Source organism: Chenggangzhangella methanolivorans, assembly GCF_042648545.1.
Classification (GTDB): Bacteria; Pseudomonadota; Alphaproteobacteria; order Rhizobiales; family Methylopilaceae; genus Methylopila; species Methylopila methanolivorans.
Genome location: NZ_JBHRXS010000006.1, coordinates 585,270 through 605,538, shown reverse-complemented (window position 1 = coordinate 605,538; position 20,269 = coordinate 585,270). Strand labels below are relative to the sequence as shown.

At 67.1% G+C, this 20,269-nt stretch carries 20 protein-coding genes and 3 tRNA genes; 13 read left to right on the top strand and 10 right to left on the bottom strand.

Translation table 11 applies throughout. The annotated features are described in order from the left end of the window. Window position 1: 1 nt before the first annotated feature. Genes ACFOWB_RS14230 through ACFOWB_RS14200 form a run of 7 tightly spaced genes read left to right on the top strand, consistent with a single transcriptional unit; the run spans window position 2 to window position 3,783 of the window. Window positions 2-325, top strand: a complete 324-nt coding sequence (locus ACFOWB_RS14230; protein ID WP_261402861.1) for a hypothetical protein — start codon at window positions 2-4, stop codon at window positions 323-325. After that, on the top strand, window positions 318-548 hold the full coding sequence (locus ACFOWB_RS14225) for a hypothetical protein (protein ID WP_378147927.1): 231 nt from the start codon (window positions 318-320) through the stop codon (window positions 546-548). The genes ACFOWB_RS14230 and ACFOWB_RS14225 overlap by 8 nt, the downstream gene beginning before the upstream one ends. Continuing rightward, on the top strand, window positions 545-946 hold the full coding sequence (locus ACFOWB_RS14220; protein WP_261402859.1) for a hypothetical protein: 402 nt from the start codon (window positions 545-547) through the stop codon (window positions 944-946). The genes ACFOWB_RS14225 and ACFOWB_RS14220 overlap by 4 nt, the downstream gene beginning before the upstream one ends. Beyond that, window positions 939-1,184: a hypothetical protein gene (locus tag ACFOWB_RS14215; protein WP_261402858.1), complete on the top strand. Its 246-nt coding sequence runs from the start codon at window positions 939-941 to the stop codon at window positions 1,182-1,184. Before ACFOWB_RS14220 ends, ACFOWB_RS14215 begins: the two co-directional genes overlap by 8 nt. Beyond that, window positions 1,177-2,292, top strand: coding sequence for a DUF5131 family protein (locus tag ACFOWB_RS14210; protein WP_378147924.1), 1,116 nt, complete (start codon window positions 1,177-1,179; stop codon window positions 2,290-2,292). Before ACFOWB_RS14215 ends, ACFOWB_RS14210 begins: the two co-directional genes overlap by 8 nt. Continuing rightward, on the top strand, window positions 2,289-2,585 hold the full coding sequence (locus ACFOWB_RS14205; RefSeq protein ID WP_261402855.1) for a hypothetical protein: 297 nt from the start codon (window positions 2,289-2,291) through the stop codon (window positions 2,583-2,585). Before ACFOWB_RS14210 ends, ACFOWB_RS14205 begins: the two co-directional genes overlap by 4 nt. Further along, entirely contained in the window at window positions 2,578-3,783 is a 1,206-nt protein-coding gene (locus ACFOWB_RS14200; protein WP_261402854.1) for a hypothetical protein, read from the top strand. The genes ACFOWB_RS14205 and ACFOWB_RS14200 overlap by 8 nt, the downstream gene beginning before the upstream one ends. A gap of 100 nt (window positions 3,784-3,883) precedes the next feature. Here the strand turns inward: ACFOWB_RS14200 and ACFOWB_RS14195 are convergent. Further along, window positions 3,884-3,960, bottom strand: a tRNA-Asp gene (locus ACFOWB_RS14195). A 420-nt stretch (window positions 3,961-4,380) separates the two neighbouring features. Between ACFOWB_RS14195 and ACFOWB_RS14190 the strand changes: the two genes are divergently transcribed. Beyond that, the gene (locus ACFOWB_RS14190) at window positions 4,381-5,214 is read left to right on the top strand and encodes a hypothetical protein (protein ID WP_378147921.1); all 834 of its coding nucleotides are present in this window, start codon (window positions 4,381-4,383) and stop codon (window positions 5,212-5,214) included. 256 nt (window positions 5,215-5,470) lie between these two features. Next, on the top strand, window positions 5,471-6,301 hold the full coding sequence (locus ACFOWB_RS14185; protein WP_261402852.1) for a hypothetical protein: 831 nt from the start codon (window positions 5,471-5,473) through the stop codon (window positions 6,299-6,301). A gap of 189 nt (window positions 6,302-6,490) precedes the next feature. On the opposite strand, the gene ACFOWB_RS14180 is transcribed toward ACFOWB_RS14185, so the two are convergent. From ACFOWB_RS14180 to lon, 3 genes are all read right to left on the bottom strand, one after another. Continuing rightward, a tRNA-Val gene (locus tag ACFOWB_RS14180) sits at window positions 6,491-6,566 on the bottom strand. 188 nt (window positions 6,567-6,754) lie between these two features. Beyond that, a complete protein-coding gene (locus ACFOWB_RS14175) occupies window positions 6,755-7,030 on the bottom strand; it encodes an HU family DNA-binding protein (protein WP_261402851.1) in 276 nt (91 codons plus the stop codon). A 235-nt stretch (window positions 7,031-7,265) separates the two neighbouring features. After that, window positions 7,266-9,686 (bottom strand): endopeptidase La, encoded by a 2,421-nt coding sequence (gene lon, locus ACFOWB_RS14170; RefSeq protein WP_261402850.1) that lies wholly within the window; start codon window positions 9,684-9,686, stop codon window positions 7,266-7,268. 422 nt (window positions 9,687-10,108) lie between these two features. On the opposite strand from lon, the gene ACFOWB_RS14165 reads away from it, so the two are divergent. Further along, window positions 10,109-10,390, top strand: coding sequence for a hypothetical protein (locus tag ACFOWB_RS14165; protein ID WP_261402849.1), 282 nt, complete (start codon window positions 10,109-10,111; stop codon window positions 10,388-10,390). Between the two features lie 83 nt (window positions 10,391-10,473). Here ACFOWB_RS14165 and clpX read toward each other — a convergent pair whose 3' ends face one another. The 5 genes from clpX to ACFOWB_RS14140 all read right to left on the bottom strand — a co-directional run bounded on the left by clpX (window position 10,474) and on the right by ACFOWB_RS14140 (window position 15,570). Beyond that, window positions 10,474-11,739: an ATP-dependent Clp protease ATP-binding subunit ClpX gene (gene clpX / locus ACFOWB_RS14160; RefSeq protein WP_261402848.1), complete on the bottom strand. Its 1,266-nt coding sequence runs from the start codon at window positions 11,737-11,739 to the stop codon at window positions 10,474-10,476. Between the two features lie 230 nt (window positions 11,740-11,969). Then, window positions 11,970-12,611 (bottom strand): ATP-dependent Clp protease proteolytic subunit, encoded by a 642-nt coding sequence (locus ACFOWB_RS14155; protein WP_261402847.1) that lies wholly within the window; start codon window positions 12,609-12,611, stop codon window positions 11,970-11,972. 93 nt (window positions 12,612-12,704) lie between these two features. After that, complete coding sequence (gene tig / locus ACFOWB_RS14150) at window positions 12,705-14,177, bottom strand: trigger factor (protein WP_378147917.1); 1,473 nt, start codon at window positions 14,175-14,177, stop codon at window positions 12,705-12,707. Window positions 14,178-14,282: 105 nt separating this feature from the next. After that, window positions 14,283-14,367: transfer RNA gene (locus tag ACFOWB_RS14145), tRNA-Leu, on the bottom strand. A 141-nt stretch (window positions 14,368-14,508) separates the two neighbouring features. After that, the gene (locus ACFOWB_RS14140) at window positions 14,509-15,570 is read right to left on the bottom strand and encodes an SDR family oxidoreductase (RefSeq protein ID WP_261402846.1); all 1,062 of its coding nucleotides are present in this window, start codon (window positions 15,568-15,570) and stop codon (window positions 14,509-14,511) included. Between the two features lie 93 nt (window positions 15,571-15,663). Here ACFOWB_RS14140 and ACFOWB_RS14135 point away from each other — a divergent pair, with 93 nt between their 5' ends. After that, complete coding sequence (locus ACFOWB_RS14135; RefSeq protein WP_261402845.1) at window positions 15,664-16,047, top strand: winged helix-turn-helix transcriptional regulator; 384 nt, start codon at window positions 15,664-15,666, stop codon at window positions 16,045-16,047. On the opposite strand, the gene ACFOWB_RS14130 is transcribed toward ACFOWB_RS14135, so the two are convergent. Further along, window positions 16,044-17,534, bottom strand: coding sequence for an NAD(P)H-hydrate dehydratase (locus ACFOWB_RS14130; RefSeq protein ID WP_378147914.1), 1,491 nt, complete (start codon window positions 17,532-17,534; stop codon window positions 16,044-16,046). The two genes, ACFOWB_RS14135 and ACFOWB_RS14130, sit on opposite strands and share 4 nt — an antisense overlap. A 279-nt stretch (window positions 17,535-17,813) precedes the next feature. Here ACFOWB_RS14130 and ACFOWB_RS14125 point away from each other — a divergent pair, with 279 nt between their 5' ends. Next, the gene (locus ACFOWB_RS14125; RefSeq protein ID WP_378147912.1) at window positions 17,814-18,152 is read left to right on the top strand and encodes a P-II family nitrogen regulator; all 339 of its coding nucleotides are present in this window, start codon (window positions 17,814-17,816) and stop codon (window positions 18,150-18,152) included. 106 nt (window positions 18,153-18,258) lie between these two features. Next, the gene (gene glnA / locus ACFOWB_RS14120) at window positions 18,259-19,674 is read left to right on the top strand and encodes a type I glutamate--ammonia ligase (protein ID WP_378147910.1); all 1,416 of its coding nucleotides are present in this window, start codon (window positions 18,259-18,261) and stop codon (window positions 19,672-19,674) included. Window positions 19,675-20,269 lie beyond the last annotated feature (595 nt).

The window sequence follows — 20,269 nt, the reverse complement described above, 5'->3', positions numbered from 1 at the left end:
AATGGCAGAACCTGTGACCGAGGGCGTGGAAGAAGAAGGCTGGGATTGGGCGCTGGTCGAGATCTTCGGCCATCGCAGCCATGCCGGACGAACGCGCGAGGAAGAGCGCTTCGGCGCCAAGCTCCTGCGGATCGACGTGCCGGTCGACGGCGACCCGACCGCGAACGGCTGGCGCACGCACTTTTACGGCGGGGCCTCGATCTTCTCGTTCACGCTCACCGACGAGGCGACGGTGATGCGCCAGAACCGGCCCTATCGGTCGCCTTCGCGACTGACGTTGCCCGCGCCCGAAGACGACGACTTCGACGGGGTCGACCATGTCTGACCCGCGCATGTCGCTCACCCTGAAGGACCGCACGCTGTTCGGGTCGAACCCGGACCGCGAGGCCGAACTCGGCCGCCGCGCGTTGCGCGCCGCCGAGGCCGACTATCTCGGCTGGCCGGCGCTGCCGGCCGAGCCCGCCCCGCCGAGCGACGCCCAATGGGCCGAAGAGGTCGCCGCCGGCGTCGCGGCGGACCTCAAGGCCCGCGCCGGAGGACGGCGGTGAGCGACCTGACCATCGACGAGAAGCTGAACGCAGCGCAGCGGCGCGCGCGCGAGCACACGCTCGAGAAGCATTACTTCGACGCCGCGCAGCCCTTCTTTCCTCGAGGCTTCACCGTCTATCGGCGCAACTCTGGCCACTGGGACGTGTCAGCCCGTCAATGTCCTGGACGGATCAGAGCCTGGCTTGAGGCGAACCCCGGCAGCAGCACGTCGGAGACTGAGGGCGAGGCGCGCGAACGCGCGTTCCGCATCCGTGGCGAACCGGGCGCTGTCGTCGTGTTTGACGAGCGGTGGAATCCGCACCGCCCTCATCCGCGCGAACCGCTTCGGTTCAGGTCGGTTGCGGCGGCGATGCTGTGGATCTCGGAAGAGATGATGCAGGATCCGCCCAATGTCTGACCAGAAGAGCTACGGCTTCCTCAACTTTTATGGCCTTGGGTTCGGCTTCTACAACGGTGTCCGGATCAACAAGGTCGAGCCCGGCACCAAGATCACGGATCCACTCACGCAAGAAACGGCCGTCGTTGAAGACGGCGGCGGCGTTTTGCTTGCCGACCAACTCTATGTCACGCCCACCACTTACGAGACGCTCAAAGAGAAAATTGACGAGCAGATGCCGGAGGCCGCCCATGGCTGACCGCACCTCGATCGAGTGGACCGACGCCAGCTGGAACCCGATCCGGGCCGTGCGCGCCGTCAAGTTGCCCGGCGCCGAGCCCGGCGATCTCGCGGAGATGAAGACCGGCTGGCACTGCGAGAAGGTCTCGCCCGGCTGCGCCAAATGCTACGCCGAGCCGATGAACCGCCGGCTTGGCACCGGCCTGCCCTACAAGCCCGGCCACCGCGGCGACGTCGATATCTTCGTTGACGAACGCGCGCTCGCCGCGCCGCTCAAATGGCGGCGCCCGCGCAAGATCTTCGTCGGCTCCATGACCGACCTCTTCGCCGACTTCGTCACCGACGAGATGCTCGACCGCGTCTTCGCCGTCATGGCGCTCTGCCCGCAGCATGTGTTCCAGCTGCTCACCAAGCGGCCGAAACGGATGCGCAACTATGTCCGCGCGCTCAACGCCCGAAACGATCTCGTCACGGCGTCGATCGAAGGGATTCAGATCCCGGGTCGCGGTTCTCGCCCCGACGTCCTGCTCGATCTGAAAACCGTGATTGGCCACGCGCCTCTCCCCAACGTCTGGCTCGGTTTTAGCGCCGAGGATCAGGAGCGGTTCGACGAGCGATGGACGGCGGTAAAACCGCTCGCGAAGGCGGGGTGGCTCACCTGGTGGTCGGCCGAGCCGCTGCTCGGGCCGGTCGACCCGAGCGCAGCAATCCCCGAGGTTCATCACCACCCGGACAACGTTCGCTCTCCTGCGCTTGACGCGTTGGTGCGGGCGGCCGCCACAATGATAGGCCCCGGCCTCCGCTGGGTCGTGACAGGAGGCGAGAGCGGCCCTGGAGCAAGGCCAATGCACCCCGACTGGGCCCGCTCCTTGCGCGATCGCTGCGCCGCCGCCGGCGTGCCCTTCCTTTTCAAGCAGTGGGGCGAATGGGCGCCGTCGACGCCCGAACAGGCCGCCGGCAATCCCCGGTCCGGCTGGCGATGCCTGGCCGGGCATCCCCACGTCGCGCGCCGCGAGGAGCTCTATCCAGAAGCCGGCGCGGCTTTCATCGAACGCGTCGGCAAGAAGGCAGCCGGCCGCACGCTCGACGGCGTGATCCACGACGCCTATCCGGAGCCCAGCGTATGAGCGCCGCGGCAGTCATGCGCTATCGGGTCGATCCGGGCGACGTGCCGGCCGAGAAGGCGGCGCGGCGCATGGGCCTCACGCTCGCCGATTTTGAGACGCTTCTGCCGAAGTTGCTCTCCCGCGGCTTTCCCCCGGCGGACCCGACGACCGGAAACTACGACCTCGAGGCGATCGACGCCTGGCGCAAGCGTCGGAACCCGCATCTCTTCGCCATTGGCTTGACCGCCCCCGCCAGCGCGCGCGACGCTGATGACGTCGTGATGGCGCGGCTGGAGGCGGCGCGGCGTGGGTAACGTCAAGATCCCCTACTACGCCGTCATCAAGGGCCGGGGCTATTGGCAGCCGACCGCCAAGATGCGCGCGCTCGGCTTCAAGCTCGTATCCTGCGGCAAGGACGGGCCGGACGCATGGACGGTCGCCAAGCTCTGGGCCTCCAAATGGGAGGCGGTCCGCACCGGCCGCGAGCAGCCGCCGACCGCTCATCTCGACGCTAGGGTGACGCGCGACCAGGCCGAGAGCGCGATCGTCTGGCCGCCGAACACGGTCGGGTGGGCGTTCACGCGCTATCGCAAGACCAGCCAGTGGAGCGCGGTCAAGAAGCCCGCGACCCGCGACGACTGGTGGCGCGGATGGATGCGCATCAAGCCGTTCTTCGGCGACGTGCGCCCCTCCTCGATCCGCTTCGAGCAGATGGACGCCTGGCGCGTCTTCGTCGAGGAGAAGCACGGCCTGCGCGAAGCCCACCGCGCGATGAAGATCTGGCGCGCGCTCTGGAAGGTCATGGCCGCGATGAAGCTATGCGAGCGCGACGCCGACCCTTCGCTCGGCGTCCGCAACAGCGCCGCGAAAGGCCGCGCGGACACATGGTCTCATGGCGAGGCGGTGCGCCTCGTGAAGGCCTCGTGGCGCATGGGCCATTGCGGCCTCGCCGCCGCCCTAGCCGTCATGTGGGACACGCAGATGTCGCCGGTCGACGTCCGCCAGCTCAAGCGCTCGCAGCGGCGCGTGGACGGCTTCGGCGGGACGTTCTTCGTCACCGCCCGCGAAAAGACCGAAACGCCCGTGGGCGCCGTCCTGAGCCGCCGCGCGACCGCGATCCTCGACGCCTATATGGCGAGCCTCGGTTTCGAGCTTCACCCCGACGCGGAGATCTTCCGCACCCGCGCCGAGCCGACGGGCAAGGCCGGCGGCCGACCCTGGCCGTCGCGGCCCTTCACGAAGGACAAGCTCGCCGAGGATTTCCGCGAGGTCCGCACGGCGGTGTTCGGCGCGGCCGAGAATCGCAAGATGAGCGACATGCGCCGATCCGGCGCCGTCGAGGCGATCGCCGGCGACACGACGGCCGAGAAGCTCAGCCGCGCGATGGGCAACACGCTGTCGAATTCGAATCAGCTTTTCGAGACCTATGCGCCGATCGAGCTCGCGCCGCTCCGCGACGTCGCCAAGGCGCGCATCAAGGGCCGCATCAAACGCCGCGACGGCAACGCCTAAAGCCCGCCGCCGGAACGGAACGGGCTCAAAAAGTCTGAACTTGCTGGCTGGGAGAGTTTGAACTTTGGGCCCCGCTGTCACCGGGAACCCAAGAAGACGTTGGCGGGAGTGACGGGACTCGAACCCGCGGCCTCCGGCGTGACAGGCCGGCGCTCTAACCGACTGAGCTACACCCCCGAACCGGGGCTCGGCCCCGGAGAGAGGCCGGTTGGTACGGGAGCCGCCGGGGCGTGTCAAGCGGCCTTCGACGCATCGCGAAAGATGGCTCTCGGCGGCCGTGGAAATCGCTTTCCTTACATCCGTAAGTCGTGCCGGCGCAGGCGCTTGCGGGCGATCGGCGCCGCCGCCTCACGGCTCCCCTGCGCCGACCTCGTGTGTTCGACATGAAAACGAAAAGTCAGCGCGCACGCTTATCGACTTACGCCAAAATAACACGTCACTGATACTGACCATAATCCTGACGGCACCCTAGAATTCAATTGATCACAAGAGAGACGCAACAATCCATTACCGCTGGTTTACGTATTCCCACGTATATAAAGACAATATTGCGCAACTTATGCTGACGGCTTGTCCCCAACGCTCAAGGTGGTTGGCATGCGCAATAAAATGAAAATCAGCGCCGCTTGCGTCCTCACCCTGCTCTTCGCGGTCGACGGCGCGTTCGCCCAGTCCGCGCCGAACAATGTCGGGCGGGGCGGCCTTGCCCCTCAGAGCGCGAAAGCGGCGCCGCCTTTGCCCGTCACCGGCGCGCCGATGCCGGCCCCGATGGAGCAGGTGTTCGTGCCCGTCACGCCATGCCGTCTGCTCAACACTGCAGAGGCCGGCGCCGGCGGCGCCATCCAGGGGCTTCAGACCCGCACCTTCCAAGTGACGGGTTCGAGCGGCTTCGGGGCGCAGGGCGGGAACAGCGCAGGCTGCGGGGTGCCGGCCTCCGCGACGTCGGTCGCCATCGTGCTGAGGGCCTCGAACGGGTCGTCGTCCGGTTTCTTCACCGCGTTCGCGGCCGGAACTCCGAACCCCGGCGTGATCGCCCTCGCCTATCCGCAGAACACGACCGTGACCGGCAATCCCATTGTCGCCCTCGGGAACGGCGGGATGATGTCGATCTATTCGAAGCGGTATGCCCACGCCATCGCTGACGTCGTCGGCTACTATGCGCCTCAGATCCAAGTCTACATGAACTACGACGGCACCGCTTACGCCGCCACGACGCGCATCCTCGCGACGTCGAAGCTCGGAACGGGCTCCTATCAGATCGAAACAGACCGAAACCTGCAACTCTGTTCGGTTCACGTGAATATCGATGGCGGATATTACTATGCCAGCGCCTACCCGTCCGGCAACAGTATTTATGTTCAGACTTGGTCGATAAGCAACGGCACAGCGAGTCCTATCGATCTTTATCACAACGTCTCAGCGAAGTGCTGAGCGCCATTTGAGCCGCAGACGTCTGTGACGTCATCAGCGATTGTACGGCGGCGACGTCCTGGGCGTCGCCGCCGCGCCGTCATCCGGCCTCGCCTCGCGCCCGACGGTTTCTCTCCGGCACGCACGCTCGCCGGGGCGGCGCTCGGTCCGCCGCCAAATCCGGCCCGATCCCGATCTACGTACTTCCACAGATATTGCGCTTCAGCGTCGCGCTTTAGGCTTCGGCTTCAAACGCCGATCTGAAGAAAGAAGCGCAATGCGAAGCAGGCTAAAGATCACTGCGGCTTACGTCGCGGCGTTGCTCCTTGCGGTCTCAGGAGCGCTGGCCCAGGCTGCGCCCAACAACAACGGAAAAGACCGCCGTCCGGAGCCGAGCGCGGAGGCGGCTCCGCCGCTTCCAGTCGTGGGCGTGCCGACCCCGACGCCGATGGAGCAGGTCTTCGTCCCCGTCGCGCCCTGCCGGCTGCTGAACACCGCGGAGGCCGGCGCAGGCGGCGCCATACAGGGGCTTCAGACCCGAACCTTCCAGGTGACGGGCGCAGCCGGCTTCGAGACGCAGGGCGGCAAGGCAGGCGGTTGCGGCGTTCCGGCCTCGGCGACGTCGGTCGCCATTTTGCTGAGAGCCTCGAACGCGTCCTCGGCCGGCTTCTTCACGGCCTTTGCGGCCGGAACCCCGAACCCCGGCGTCATCGCGCTCGCATATCCACAGACCGCGACCGCGACCGGAAACCCCATCGTCGGCCTGGGCGACGGACGGATGGCGATCTATTCCAAGCGATACGCCCACGCCATCGCCGACGTCGTCGGCTACTACGCCCCCCAGATCGCGGCCTATATGGATTCCAACGGGACCGCATATCGGGCGACGACCCGGATCGTGTCGACGCAGCGGATCACCGCCGGCTTTTACAACATCGTCGTCGACCGGGACGTCACGGACTGCGTCGTCCAGGCCACGATTGCAGGAGGCCCATACCTCGCATCCGCCTCGGCGAACGGAAACACGATCACTGTTCAGACCTATACCCTCTTTGGGGGAAACGCGTCTCTGACGAGCCTCGTCTTCTATGTGTCGGCCCAGTGCTGAGAGCCGCATGTCGAACATCGGGGCCTGATCAAGCGCATCGCTCCGCGCGAGAGGCGGAGCGCGGCGCGGTCGAAGGCCAGAGAGGTCGCCTCCCTGCCGCTCAGCGTCGACAGGGCGCTCTGAAACGTTTCGGGGGCGATTTCGGGGGCTGGCCCGCCGGCGGCGGTCGCAGGCTCCCTGGAAGCGCCGTGGTGGGCGGTGACGGGCTCGAACCGCCGACCCTCTCGGTGTAAACGAGATGCTCTACCAACTGAGCTAACCGCCCGGCCGCGCGTGTCTGCTTCGCAGAAAACGCGGCGGAAGGCCATATGGCCTCGACGCCGCAGCAGGGCCGCCCCGCACGCAAAAGGGCGGAAGCGAGGGATCGCTTCCGCCCTTTTTCGACGACCGGGCCTTATCGGCCCGTCATCCGTGCGAACGTTCCGGGAGCCCGACAGGCCCCCGACCCCGTCCTCAGCCGTTGACGGCGTCCTTCAGGGCCTGGCCGGCCTTGAACTTCGGGGTCTTGGACGCCGGGATCTTGATGGTTTCGCCGGTGCGCAGGTTGCGGCCGACGCCGGCTGCGCGCTTGACGACCGCGAAGGTGCCGAAACCGACGAGGCGAACCTCGTCGCCCTTCTTCAGCGTCGCGATGATCGCGTCGAAGGTCGCGTCGACCGCCTTGGCGGCGTCGAGCTTGGTGAGGCCGGACTTGTCGGCGACGTCGGCGATCAGATCAGACTTGTTCATAGTGTCCTCCGTAAGAGCCACGGGACCCGACCGGAGTCGCGGGGCCGCAGGAATAAGGCGCGCACCCTTTAACGGAATCGCGGGAAGCGCAAGGACGAACCGGCGATTTTCTCTCTTTTTCGAACGGATTCCCGGTGGATGACGACGCAAAAGAGGCCCGGAGCGGGGCTCCGGGCCTCAAATGCGGTATTTCGGCGCCAAACGTCCCGGTTTGGGACGCCAAATCCCTGAAGACTCAGTGGGCGCGCATGCCCGCCTGATCGTCCTCGATCGTCTTGAGCGCGGCCGGTTCGGCCCGCGATTCGTCCCACTCGATCGGCTCGGGACGACGGACCAGCGCGCGGCTCAGGACCTCGTCCATGACGCGCACGGGCACGATCTCGAGCTTGGACTTCACCGACTGGGAGATGTCGGCGAGGTCCTTGGCGTTCTCTTCCGGGATCAACACCGTCTTGATCCCGCCGCGGACCGCCGCGAGCAGCTTCTCCTTCAGCCCGCCGATGGGCAGCACCCTGCCCCGCAGCGTGATCTCGCCCGTCATCGCCACGTCCTTGCGGACCGGGATGCCGGTCATGACCGAGGTGATGGCCGTCACCATCGCCACGCCCGCCGAGGGACCGTCCTTGGGCGTCGCGCCTTCGGGCACGTGAACGTGGATGTCGCGCTTGTCGAACTGAGGCGGCTCGATCCCGAAATCGACCGCGCGCGAGCGGACGTAGGACGCCGCCGCCGAGATCGATTCCTTCATCACGTCCTTCAGGTTGCCCGTCACCGTCATCTTGCCCTTGCCGGGCATCATGACGCCTTCGATCGTGAGCAGCTCGCCGCCGACCTCGGTCCAGGCGAGGCCCGTGACGACGCCCACCTGGTCCTCGGAGTCGATCTCGCCGTAGCGATAGCGCGGCACGCCGAGATAGTCGGCGAGCTTGGCCTCGGTGACCTTGATCGACTTCTTCTTCGACTTGGCGAGCACGAGCTCCTTGACCGCCTTGCGGGCGAGGTTGGCGAGCTCGCGCTCGAGATTGCGCACGCCCGCCTCGCGGGTGTAGCGGCGGATCACCGTCAGGAGCGCGGCCGGCTCGACCGAGAACTCCTTCTCGGCCAGACCATGCTTCTTGAGAACCTCAGGCAGCAGGTGCCGCCGCGCGATCTCGACCTTCTCCTCCTCGGTGTAGCCGGCGATCCGGATGATCTCCATCCGGTCCATCAGCGGGCCGGGGATGTTCAGCGTGTTCGCCGTCGTCACGAACATCACGCTCGACAGGTCGTAGTCGACCTCGAGGTAATGGTCGGCGAAGGTGTGGTTCTGCTCGGGGTCCAAGACCTCGAGCAGCGCAGAGGCCGGGTCGCCGCGGAAGTCCATGCCCATCTTGTCGATCTCGTCGAGCAGGAAGAGCGGGTTGGCCTTCTTGGCCTTCTTCATCGACTGGATGACCTTGCCGGGCATCGAGCCGATATAGGTCCGGCGATGGCCGCGGATCTCGGCCTCGTCGCGCACGCCGCCGAGCGACATGCGGACATATTCGCGGCCGGTGGCCTTGGCGATCGACTTGGCGAGCGAGGTCTTGCCCACGCCGGGAGGCCCGACGAGGCACAGGATCGGACCCGTGAGCTTGTTGGCCCGGCTCTGGACCGCCAGGTACTCGATGATGCGCTCCTTGACCTTCTCGAGGCCGAAGTGATCGGACTCGAGGATCGCCTCGGCGGCCGGCAGGTCCTTCTTCACGCGGGACTTCACGCCCCACGGGATCGACAGCAGCCAGTCGAGATAGTTCCGCACGACGGTGGCCTCGGCCGACATCGGGCTCATCTGCCGCAGCTTCTTGAACTCGGCGTCGGCTTTCTCGCGCGCTTCCTTGGTGAGCTTGGTCTTGGCAATGCGCTCTTCGAGCTCGGCCAGATCGTCCCGGCCGTCGTCGTCGCCGAGCTCCTTCTGGATCGCCTTCATCTGCTCGTTCAGGTAGTATTCGCGCTGCGTCTTCTCCATCTGGCGCTTGACGCGCGTGCGGATGCGCTTCTCGACCTGAAGGACCGAGACCTCGCTCTCCATCAGCGACAGCACCTTCTCCAGACGCGCGAACACGTCCGTGATCTCGAGCACGCTCTGCTTCTCGGGGATCTTGACCGCAAGATGCGAGGCGACCGTGTCGGCGAGCTTGGAGGGCTCCTCGATCTGGCTGACGGCGCTCACCACTTCGGGCGAGACCTTCTTGTTCAGCTTTACGTAGTTCTCGAAGTCGCTGACGACGGAGCGCGCCAGCGCCTCGGTCTCGACGGGCTTCTCGATCTCGTCCTCGACCGGCTCGATCTCGGCCTCGTAGAACTCGGTCCGGTCGGTGTAGCCAAGCACGCGGCCGCGCGACTGCCCCTCGACCAGCACCTTTACGGTGCCGTCGGGCAGCTTCAGCAGCTGGAGCACCGAGGCGAGCGTGCCGACGTCGTAGATCGCGTCGGCGGTCGGATCGTCGTCGGTCGAATTTTTTTGGGTCGCGAGCAGGATCGGCTTGTCGGCCTTCATCACCTCTTCGAGAGCGCGGATCGACTTCTCCCGCCCGACGAAGAGCGGCACGATCATGTGCGGGAAGACGACGATGTCGCGAAGCGGCAGGACGGGGCGGACTTCGGCCGTTGCGGAAGAGCGCGACTTGGCGGTCATTTCGGCAATCCTTTCGCCGGCTCGGCCCGTGCGTGGGAGGACGCGCGCGGAAGAGCCTCATGGTCGGCGCGGCGGTGGCGCGAGCCTTGGCAGGCCTCGCTTAGTCCGTCGCCCGGAGGGAGCGGCCGGCCCGCCAAGACTCGACGAGGGCGGGCGGCCGGATGTCGATTAGGTGGCCACCACCCCATGACGTGTCAAGAACGCGACAGCCTCACGCCATGGGACAGAATGTTTCGCCCGAAAGGCCTGTGGTTCCCCCGGCGCGCGACGCGCCCGAGCTTATAGGTAGATCTGCGGACGAAACGCATGCTCGATACGACGTTGTCTGAGCCGCCGCGGCTGTCGACGAGGCGGGCGCGTCCGTCCGCGCGGCGACGGCATGATCGAACGGCGTCAACGTCGCCGGCCCCGCCGGCACGCGTGTGATCATCAACAACAGCAGCAGCATCCAGTCGCCCAACGGCGTGAACGTCGCCGGGCTCAACGGGGCGGCCAATCAGGTGTCGATCTCGAAAAGCATCGTGGACGCCACCACCGGATCCGCGGTCAAGGTCGCGACCGGCAGCGCCGTGCTGCTCGACGGCAGCCGCCTGTCGGGCCTCGGCGCGATCGATCTCGACGTCGCCCCGGGCGCCAATGCGCGCTCCTTCGGAAACAACGTCATCGGCTCGGGCAATCCGACGTCGGCGCTGTCGCTCAAGTGACCAGAGCCCCCGCGCCGGCCGCATGAAAAAAGCCCGCGGCCGTGGCCGCGGGCTTTTCCCGATTCGCTCGCCGTCGAGAGGCGTCAGGCGCTTGCGCCGGCCTCGTTCTGGCGGTCGGCGTAGATGTAGAGCGGGCGGCCCTTGCCGTCGGCGACGTCGCCCGAGATCACCACCTGCTCGACGCCCTCGAGGCCGGGCAGGTCGAACATGGTGTCGAGCAGGATCTGCTCCATGATCGAGCGCAGGCCGCGCGCGCCGGTCTTGCGCTCGATCGCCTTCTTGGCGATGGCGTTCAGCGCGTCCTCGTTGAAGGCGAGATCGACGTTCTCCATCTCGAACAGCCGCTGATACTGCTTCACCAGCGCGTTCTTGGGCTCGGTCAGGATCGTCTTGAGCGCCGCCTCGTCGAGATCCTCGAGCGTGGCGAGCACCGGCAGACGGCCGACGAACTCCGGGATCAGGCCAAAGCGCAGCAGATCCTCGGGCTCGACCTGACGGAACAGCTCGCCGGTCTTGCGCTCGTCGGGCGACTTCACCTTGGCCCCGAAGCCGATCGAGGCGCCCTGCCCCTTGGCCGAGATGATCTTGTCGAGCCCCGCGAAGGCGCCGCCGCAGATGAACAGGATGTTGGTCGTGTCGACCTGCAGGAACTCCTGCTGCGGGTGCTTGCGGCCGCCCTGCGGAGGCACGGAGGCGACGGTGCCTTCCATGATCTTCAGGAGCGCCTGCTGCACGCCCTCGCCCGACACGTCGCGCGTAATCGACGGGTTGTCGGACTTGCGGCTGATCTTGTCGATCTCGTCAATGTAAACGATGCCGCGCTGGGCCCGCTCGACGTTGTAGTCGGCCGACTGCAGCAGCTTGAGGATGATGTTCTCGACGTCCTCGCCGACATAGCCGGCTTCGGTGAGGGTCGTCGCGTCCGCCATCGTGAACGGCACGTCGAGGATGCGGGCGAGCGTCTGCGCGAGCAGCGTCTTGCCGCAGCCGGTCGGGCCGATCAGCAGGATGTTGGACTTCGCGAGCTCGACGTCGTTGTGCTTCGTCGCGTGGTTGAGCCGCTTGTAGTGGTTGTGGACCGCGACCGAGAGGACCTTCTTGGCGTGGTCCTGGCCGATCACGTAGTCGTCCAGAACCTTCCGAATCTCCTTCGGGGTCGGGATCCCGTCACGCGACTTCACCAGCGAGGATTTGTTCTCCTCGCGGATGATGTCCATGCACAGCTCGACGCACTCGTCGCAGATGAAGACGGTGGGCCCGGCGATGAGCTTGCGCACCTCGTGCTGGCTCTTGCCGCAGAAGGAGCAGTAGAGGGTGTTCTTGGCGTCGCCGCCGCCGACCTTGCTCATTCGTCACCCCTTTCGGGTCGAAGCCGCCCTCCAACGGCGGAGGGGCTTCATCATCACGTCATATGCCGCCGCACCTTAACGGCCGGCGCCTAAAGCTGGGCATCCGCCAGGCGCGACGCAACGCCGCCGTCGATGATAGGCGATTGCGCGCGCGCAGCAACAGGCGGAAGGCCGCGCTCGAAAGAACGTCGTTGACGACGCGTTTTCGTCACGCGGCCGACGCCCGAGCGTCACGCCGTCTTCGGCTCGCTGTCGCCGTCGACCGGGCGGCGCTCGAACACCTCGTCGATGAGGCCGAAGTCCTTGGCCTGCTCGGCCGACATCATGGTGTCGCGATCGAGCGTGCGCTCGATCTCCTCATAGGTCCGGCCGCAGTGCTTCACGTAGAGCTCGTTCAGCCGGCGCTTGATCTTCACGATGTCCTCGGCGTGGCGCTCGATGTCCGAGGCCTGGCCCTGGAAGCCGCCCGAGGGCTGGTGCACGAGGATTCGCGCGTTCGGCAGCGAGGCGCGCATGCCCTTTTCGCCGGCCATCAGGATGAAGGAGCCCATCGAGGCCGCCTGCCCCATGCACAGCGTCGCCACCGGCGGGCGGATGTACTGCATCGTGTCGTAGATCGCGAAGCCTGACGTCACCACGCCGCCCGGCGAGTTGATGTAGATCGCGATCTCCTTCTTCGGGTTCTCGGCTTCGAGGAACAGCAGCTGGGCGCAGATCACCGCCGCCATGTCGTCGTTGAAGGGGCCCGAAAGGAAGATGATGCGCTCCTTGAGGAGGCGCGAATAGATGTCGAACGAACGCTCGCCGCGATTGGTCTGCTCGATGACCATCGGGATGAGGAAGTTCGTGGTCAGGTCCTGGTAGTCGCGCATTTCACGTCCTCATCCTTGAGAAGTCCGCGGGCGGCGAGGAATGCCGCCGCCCGACTCGTTCCGGCAAACGAGGCCGTCTTATAGCCCCGTCCGTCAAGCCTCGGCGGAGCCCGCCTCGTCGGCCGCCGGCTCGGCGTCGGCCTTCTTGGCCTTCTTGGCCTTGGGCTTCGCCTTGGACTTGGCCTTCGCCGCGTCCTTGGCCGCTTCCTCGTCGGCCTCGGGGTCCGACAGCAGCTCCTCCTTGGAGACGCTGCGCTCGTTCACCTTCGCCTTGGCGAGGATGGCGTCCACCACCTTGTCCTCGAAGATCGGCGCGCGGAGCTCCGCGAGCGCGTCGGGGTTGTTGCGGTAGAAGTCCCAGACCTGCTGCTCCTGGCCCGGATACTGCCGCGCCCGCTCGACGAGCGCGCGGGTGACCTCGTCGTCGGCGACCTTCACTTCGTGCTTGTCCCCGATTTCCGCAAGCACGAGGCCGAGGCGCACGCGGCGCTCGGCGATCTTGCGGTATTCGGCCTTGGCCTCCTCCTCGTCCTCGCCTTCGTCGGCGAGCGTCTTGCCCTGGCGGGCGAGGTCGGCCACCACCTGGCGCCACACGTTGTCGAACTCCTGCTCGACGAGGCTCGGGGGCAGGTCGAAGGCGTACTGGGCGTCGAGCCCGTCGAGAAGCTGGCGCTTCACCTTCTGGCGCGAGATGCGGGCGTAGTCGGCGGCGATCTGCTCGCGGATCGCTTCCTTGAGCTTCTCGAGGCTCTCCATGCCGAGGCTCTTGGCGAACTCGTCGTCGATGGCGAGCTCGCCCGGGGCCTCGACGCCCTTCACGGTCACGTCGAAGGTCGCGTCCTTGCCGGCGAGATGGGCGGCCTGGTACTCGGCCGGGAACGTCACCGAGACCTGCTTCTCTTCGCCGCTGGCCGCGCCGACGAGCTGCTCCTCGAAGCCGGGGATGAAGCTGTTTGAGCCGAGCTCGAGCGGAGCGTCGGTCGCCGAGCCGCCCTCGAAGGCCTCGCCGTCGATCTTGCCCACGAAGTCGATCGTCACGCGGTCGCCGAGCGCGGCGGCCCCGTCCTTGGCCGCGAAGGCGCGATTCTGCTTGGCGACGCGCTCGACCGCCTCGTCGACGTCGGCCTCGGCGACCTCAGCCGTGAGACGCTCGACCTCGAGCTCGGAGACGTCCTTGAGATCGACCTTGGGCAGCACCTCGAGCGCGACGGTCAGGCCGAGGTCATGCTTGCCCTCGATGACGCCCAGAACCGCCTTCTGCTCGTCCGGCTCGTCTTCGGCCGTGACCTTGACCTTGGGCTGCATGGCGAGCTTGAGGCCGTTGTCGTCGACGATCTTGCGGTTGGCCTCGGCCACCACCTGGTCCAGCACCTCGGCCATGACCGACTTGCCGTAGAGCTTCTTCAGATGCGCGAGCGGCACCTTGCCCTTGCGGAAGCCGTTGATGTTGACCCGGTCCTTCAGCGTGTCGAGACGCTCGTTGAGGCGGGCGTCGAGATCGGAGGCCGGCACGACGATCTTGAATTCGCGCTTCAGGCCTTCGTCGAGGGTCTGGGTCACCTGCATCGGAGCGGTCTCTTTTAGTCTTGAACGGTTGTGGGACGCATCCGGCCCGGGGGCCGTCCGCGTCCGCGGAAAATCGAAAAGGCGACGACGGGCGCCGGCTTCGTCTGGTGCGGGCGGAGGGACTTGAACCCCCACGGCTTTCGCCACGGGAACCTAAATCCCGCGTGTCTACCAGTTCCACCACGCCCGCGGCCCACGCGCGAAACGCCCCCGCCGCCGGTTTCCCGGCGCGAAGCGCGGGCCGGTCTATACCATGACGCTCCGACGACGCGAGCCCAAAAAAACGCCGACTGCGCCCGCGTCGCCCTTCGCGATCCGCTCGAGGCTGCGGCTACGGGATCAGCCGGTCGCGCCGCAACTCCTCGAAGAGGGCGAAGAACGCGTCGTCCGTGGGTTGGTGGTCGAGGAAGCCGAGCCGCCGGCTCTTGCCCATGTCGGTCACGACCTCGACGGGGCGGCCGAGATCGGCGTCGGTGTGCCAGGGCGAAGCGAGCCGCCCGAGGTCGCTCTCGACCAGCCCCTCGCGCTCGGCGATGAGCCTCCAGACTTCGGCGTCGTCGGCCATCTGGCGCTCGAGCGGCGCGATCTCGCCGTCGAACGGCGCGGGCTCCAGCCCGAACCATTCGGCGACGCGGCCCCACATCCACCTCCAGCGGATGATGTCGCCGTTCACGACGTTGAACGCCTCGTCGGCGGCCGCGGGCGTCGTCGCGGCCCAGGCGAGATGACGCGCCAGCAGCTTGGCGTCGGTGAGGTCGCTCAACCCGTTCCATTGCATCGGCGATCCCGGAAAGCGGAACGGGCGCCCGGTCTCCTTGCAGATCGTGGCGTAAACCGCGAGCGTCGTTCCCATGTTCATGGCGTTGCCGACCGCCTTGCCGATGACCGTATGGGGCCGGTGAACGCTCCACGAGAAGCCGTCGCGCCTGGCGGCGGCGAACAGCTCGTCCTCCTGCGCGTAATAGAAGTTGTCGACCTCGAGCCGGCCCTGCTCCTCGCGGAACGGGGTGTCGTGGACCTTGCCCGTGCCGAAGGCCTCGAACGGCCCGAGATAGTGCTTCAGGCCGGTGACGAGCGCGACATGGCGCACGGAGCCTTCGAGCCGCAGCCCGTCGAGCAGGTTGCGCACCATCGCGGCGTTGACGCGGATGTTTTCGGCCTCGGTCTTCTGCCGGGACCAGGTGGCGATGAACGCATGGGTGGGGGCGAGCCCCTTCAGCGCCTTTGCGGTGGCCTCTGCGTCGAGCAGGTCGGCCGCGACCGGCGTCACGCCCGCGGCCTCGACCGGCCGCCGCGCCAGCCCGGCGACGCTCCAGCCGTCGTCCAGAAGTCTCCGGGCGAGCGCCGATCCGATGATGCCGCTCGCGCCGACGATGAGAGCTTTGTTCTGCATGGTGGGTCTCCTTCAAGCGCCGAGCTAGGCGCCCTTGAAGACCCCCGCCAGAGGGCCCCAATTGGTGACCAACCCGATTTCCGGAGCCTGCGCATGCCAGCAGCTGTCGCCGACGAGGACTGGGCCGAAGACTGCGCGCCGCGCCGCGTGCTGGAGCTCTTCGGCTCGAAATGGACCACCATGGTGCTGCACGTCCTGCACCTGCGCTGGGGCGGGAGCGCGCGCAGCGGCGCGCTGCTGCGCAGCCTTCCGGGCGTCTCCAAGAAGATGCTGTTCCAGACGCTGCGCGAGATGGAGGAGAGCGGCCTGGTCTTGCGCCACGAGGACGCCGCGGCCGTGCCGGCCTGCGTCGAATACCGGCTGACGCCGCTCGGCGTCCGCTTCGTCGAGCCGCTCGAACTGCTCTACGACTGGGGCCGCCGGAACGCCGACGTCCTCGACGAGCTGCGTCCCCGCGCGACCTCGCGCCGGCGTTAGTCGATCAGCCGCAGCGCCGCGGGAATCGCGCCCGGCAGGTCGTCGGCGATGAGGCCCCGCCCGACCGCCTTCGCGGCCTCGCCATGAAGCCAGACCGCCGCCGAGGCCGCCTCGAAGGCGGGCGCGCCCTGCGCGAGCAGCCCCGCGACGAGCCCCGCCAGCACGTCGCCCGCGCCGGCCGTCGCGAGATAGGCCGGGGCGTTGTCGGCGATCGAGGCGCGCCCGTCGGGCGCCGCGACCACCGTGTCGGGCCCCTTGAGCACGATTGTCGCGCCGATCAGCGCCGCGGCGGCGCGGGCGCGTTCGAGCTTAGACGCGGCGCCGTCGGCCCGCTCGCCCATCAGGCGCGCGAATTCGCCCTCATGCGGCGTCAGGACGGCTTCGATGGAGCCGTCCTCCAGCGCCGCCGCGAGCTCTTCCGGACGGTCGGCGAAGATGGAGAAGACGTCGGCGTCGAGCACCGCCTTGCCGCCTGCGAGAAAGGCCTCGTCGAGGGCTGCGCGCGGTCTGGCGTCTGTCCCCGCGCCCGGGCCGAACACCCAGGTCCCGACGCGCCGGCCGCCGAGGAAGCTCGACCAGCCGCCGCGCCCGTCTGTCTCGCGCAGCATGACGGCGGTGACGTGGGCCGCATGGGCCTCGAGCGCCGGCCGGGGTCCGAGCAGCGTCACGGCCCCCGCCCCGGCTCTCAGCGCAGCCGTCGCGGCGAGCCGGCTCGCGCCGCCCGCGAGCGCCGGCCCGCTCCAGACCGCGACATGGCCTCGCGAATATTTGTGGCCCTCGATCGAGGGCTCGGGGATCGCGTCGCGCCAGAGCGCCGGCCGGTTGAGGAAGGTCTTCGCGCCGGGCTCCGCCACCGCCTCGGACGGCGCGCCGATGTCGGCGAGATCGACCGACCCGCAGAAGCTCCGCCCCGGCAGCAGGACATGGCCGGGCTTCAACCGCACGAAGGTGACGGTGGCGGCGGCCCGGATGAAAACCTCGCCGATCGGTCGTCCCGTCGCGCCGTCGACGCCGCTCGGAATGTCGACGGCGAGGATCGGCTTGCCCGAGCGGTTCGCCGCCTCGACGGCCGCCGCCGCCCGGCCCTCGAGCGGCCGCGACAGCCCGGCACCGAACAGCGCGTCGATCACGAGATCCGCGCCCGAGGGCCTGGCGTCCCTGACGTCGATCGTCGGCCCGACCCACCGCGCCGCCATCGCGCCGGCGTCGCCCTTGAGCGCGGCCTTCTCGCCCAGGAGCGCGACCGTGACGTCATGTCCGGACTCCGCGAGCAGCCGCGCCGCCACGAAGCCGTCGCCGCCATTGTTCCCGGGCCCGGCCAGCACCAGCACCCGGCGCGCCTCGCGGAACCGCCGCGACGCGGCGTCGGCGACGGCTGCGCCCGCCGCCTCCATGAGCGTCTCGCCCGAAACCCCGCCCGCGATCGCGGCGGCGTCGACCGAGGCCATTTCGGAGGGCGTGAGGAGTTCGATCGGATCCTGGGTCATGCGAGCCGCCAGATAGAACGCGCGCGATGCAAATGCTCATTTCGCGCGCGGCTTTGTGACCGCCCGCCTTCAGCTATGGCGCCGGGCATGCTCATAAATTGTCCATCTTGAGACCGCTTTGACCAAAGATATCTGTTCCGGGCGCGCCGTCTCTTGACCACGGAGCCGTTTTCCGCGAGGCCGGTGGGTGGCACGCTAGCTGCTAAGTGCGCGGCGTCCCGCCGTCGCGGCGCCCGGTTCCGGAGCGCGCGGCCGCGCGCGACGAGGAGGCCCGAAGACGTGAAGAAAATCGAAGCGATCATCAAACCGTTCAAGCTCGACGAGGTGAAGGAGGCGCTTCAGGACGTCGGCGTTCAAGGCATCACCGTGACGGAGGCCAAGGGATTCGGACGCCAGAAGGGCCATACCGAACTCTATCGCGGCGCCGAATATGTGGTGGACTTCCTTCCCAAGGTGAAGATCGAGGTCGTGCTCGGCGACGACATGGTCGACCGCGCCGTCGAGGCCGTCCGCAAGGCGGCGGCGACGGGCCGGATCGGCGACGGCAAGATCTTCGTGTCCCCCGTGGAGGAAGCGATCCGGATCCGGACCGGGGAAGTGGGCGCCGACGCGATCTGACGTGTTTTCGTCATCGCGGACGGGCTATTAGCGAACCAAGACCGCCACGCAGGCGGCTGCCTTCGAGCGAGAAGACCTGCGGGCGACAACCCCAAGGACAAGAACTATGGCGATCAAATCTGTCGGCGACATCATGAAGTTCATCAAGGAGAACGACGTGAAGTACGTCGATCTCCGCTTCACGGATCCCAAGGGCAAGTGGCAGCACGTCACCTTCGACATCACGATGGTGGACGAGGAGTTCTTCGCCGAGGGCCAGATGTTCGACGGCTCCTCGATCGCCGGCTGGAAGGCGATCAACGAGTCCGACATGCTGCTGATGCCGGACGTCGCCACCGCCTGCATCGATCCTTTCTTCGCGGCCACCACGCTCTCCGTGGTCTGCGACGTGCTCGAGCCCACCACCGGCGAGCCCTATGAGCGCGACCCGCGCGGCACGGTGAAGAAGGCCGAGGTCTACATGCAGTCGCTGAACATCGGCGACACCATCTATTTCGGCCCCGAGGCCGAGTTTTTCGTGTTCGACGACGTCCGCTTCGCCGCGACGCCGTACAACACCGGCTTCAAGCTCGACAGCGACGAGCTGCCGACCAACTCCGACGCCGAATACGACACCGGCAACCTCGGCCACCGCATCCGCACCAAGGGCGGCTACTTCCCGGTGCCGCCGATGGACAGCGCGCAGGACATGCGCGGCGAGATGCTGGCGGCGATGGCGGCCATGGGCGCCAAGGTCGAGAAGCACCACCACGAGGTGGCCTCGGCCCAGCACGAGCTCGGCCTGAAGTTCGAGGAGGTCGTCCGCATGGCCGACCACCTGCAGGTCTACAAATACGCGATCCATCAGGTGGCCGCGAGCTACGGCAAGACCGCGACCTTCATGCCCAAGCCCGTCTATGGCGACAACGGCTCCGGCATGCACTGCCACATGTCGATCTGGAAGAAGGGCAAGCCGCTCTTCGCCGGCGACAAGTACGCCGGCCTCAGCCAGGAGTGCCTCTGGTACATCGGCGGCGTGATCAAGCACGCGAAGGCCATCAACGCCTTCACCAACCCGACCACCAACTCCTACAAGCGCCTCGTGCCGGGCTTCGAAGCCCCGGTGCTGCTGGCCTATTCGGCCCGCAACCGCTCGGCCTCCTGCCGCATCCCGTGGACGACCTCGCCGAAAGCCAAGCGCGTCGAAGTCCGCTTCCCCGATCCCGCCGCCAACCCCTATCTCGCCTTCGCGGCGCTGATGATGGCCGGCCTCGACGGCATCGTGAACAAGATCGATCCGGGCGCGGCCATGGACAAGGATCTCTACGACCTGCCGCCGAAGGAGCTGAAGAAGATCCCGACGGTGTGCGGCTCGCTCCGCGAGGCGCTGCAGAGCCTCGACAAGGACCGCGAGTTCCTCAAGAAGGGCAACGTGTTCACCGACGACCAGATCGACAGCTTCATCGAGCTGAAGATGCAGGAGGTGATCCGCTTCGAGCACACCCCGCATCCGGTCGAGTTCGACATGTACTACTCGGTCTGACGCGACCCGTCAGAACCCTGTCGGCCTGCGAAGGGCGCTCCGGAAGGAGCGCCCTTTTTCGTGATCGCGCTAACCGCCGATCCCGTATGACGTTTTCACGAAGCCTCCATGTTCGCATTTTTTCGCATGCATCTTTGCTTGACGACCGCGGGAGACGGGCGCATGATTCTCGGCGTCAACACAGACACCGGAGGTCTAAAAAAATGACTCCGCCGAAGCGTGTAGACTAACCGCAATTGCGCGCATCCGGAGCGCGTTTAGATTGCGGCCGATATTAAATTTTGGGCTACCTCGACCGACAGCTATCTTGCCGACGACCATCTTTTGCGTGCCGCTGGATCGGAACGGCACCTGAAAGACTGACGCCGAGCACGAACGACTGCCGGATTAGATCGACGACGCGCAAGGTTCGTGACCAGCCGAGCGCCCCCAAGCGGGCCGGCCTACGACCAGTTGAACCTGCCGCATCGACCAGATTGAAACGCCTCGCCGGCTCGCCGACGGGGCGTTTCGTCGTTTGGGCTTTTCACCCTCCGGGCCAGCGCCGTTGATCTGACTGCGCCCAAGCCCCGGGAAGACAGGCCCCGGGAAAGCG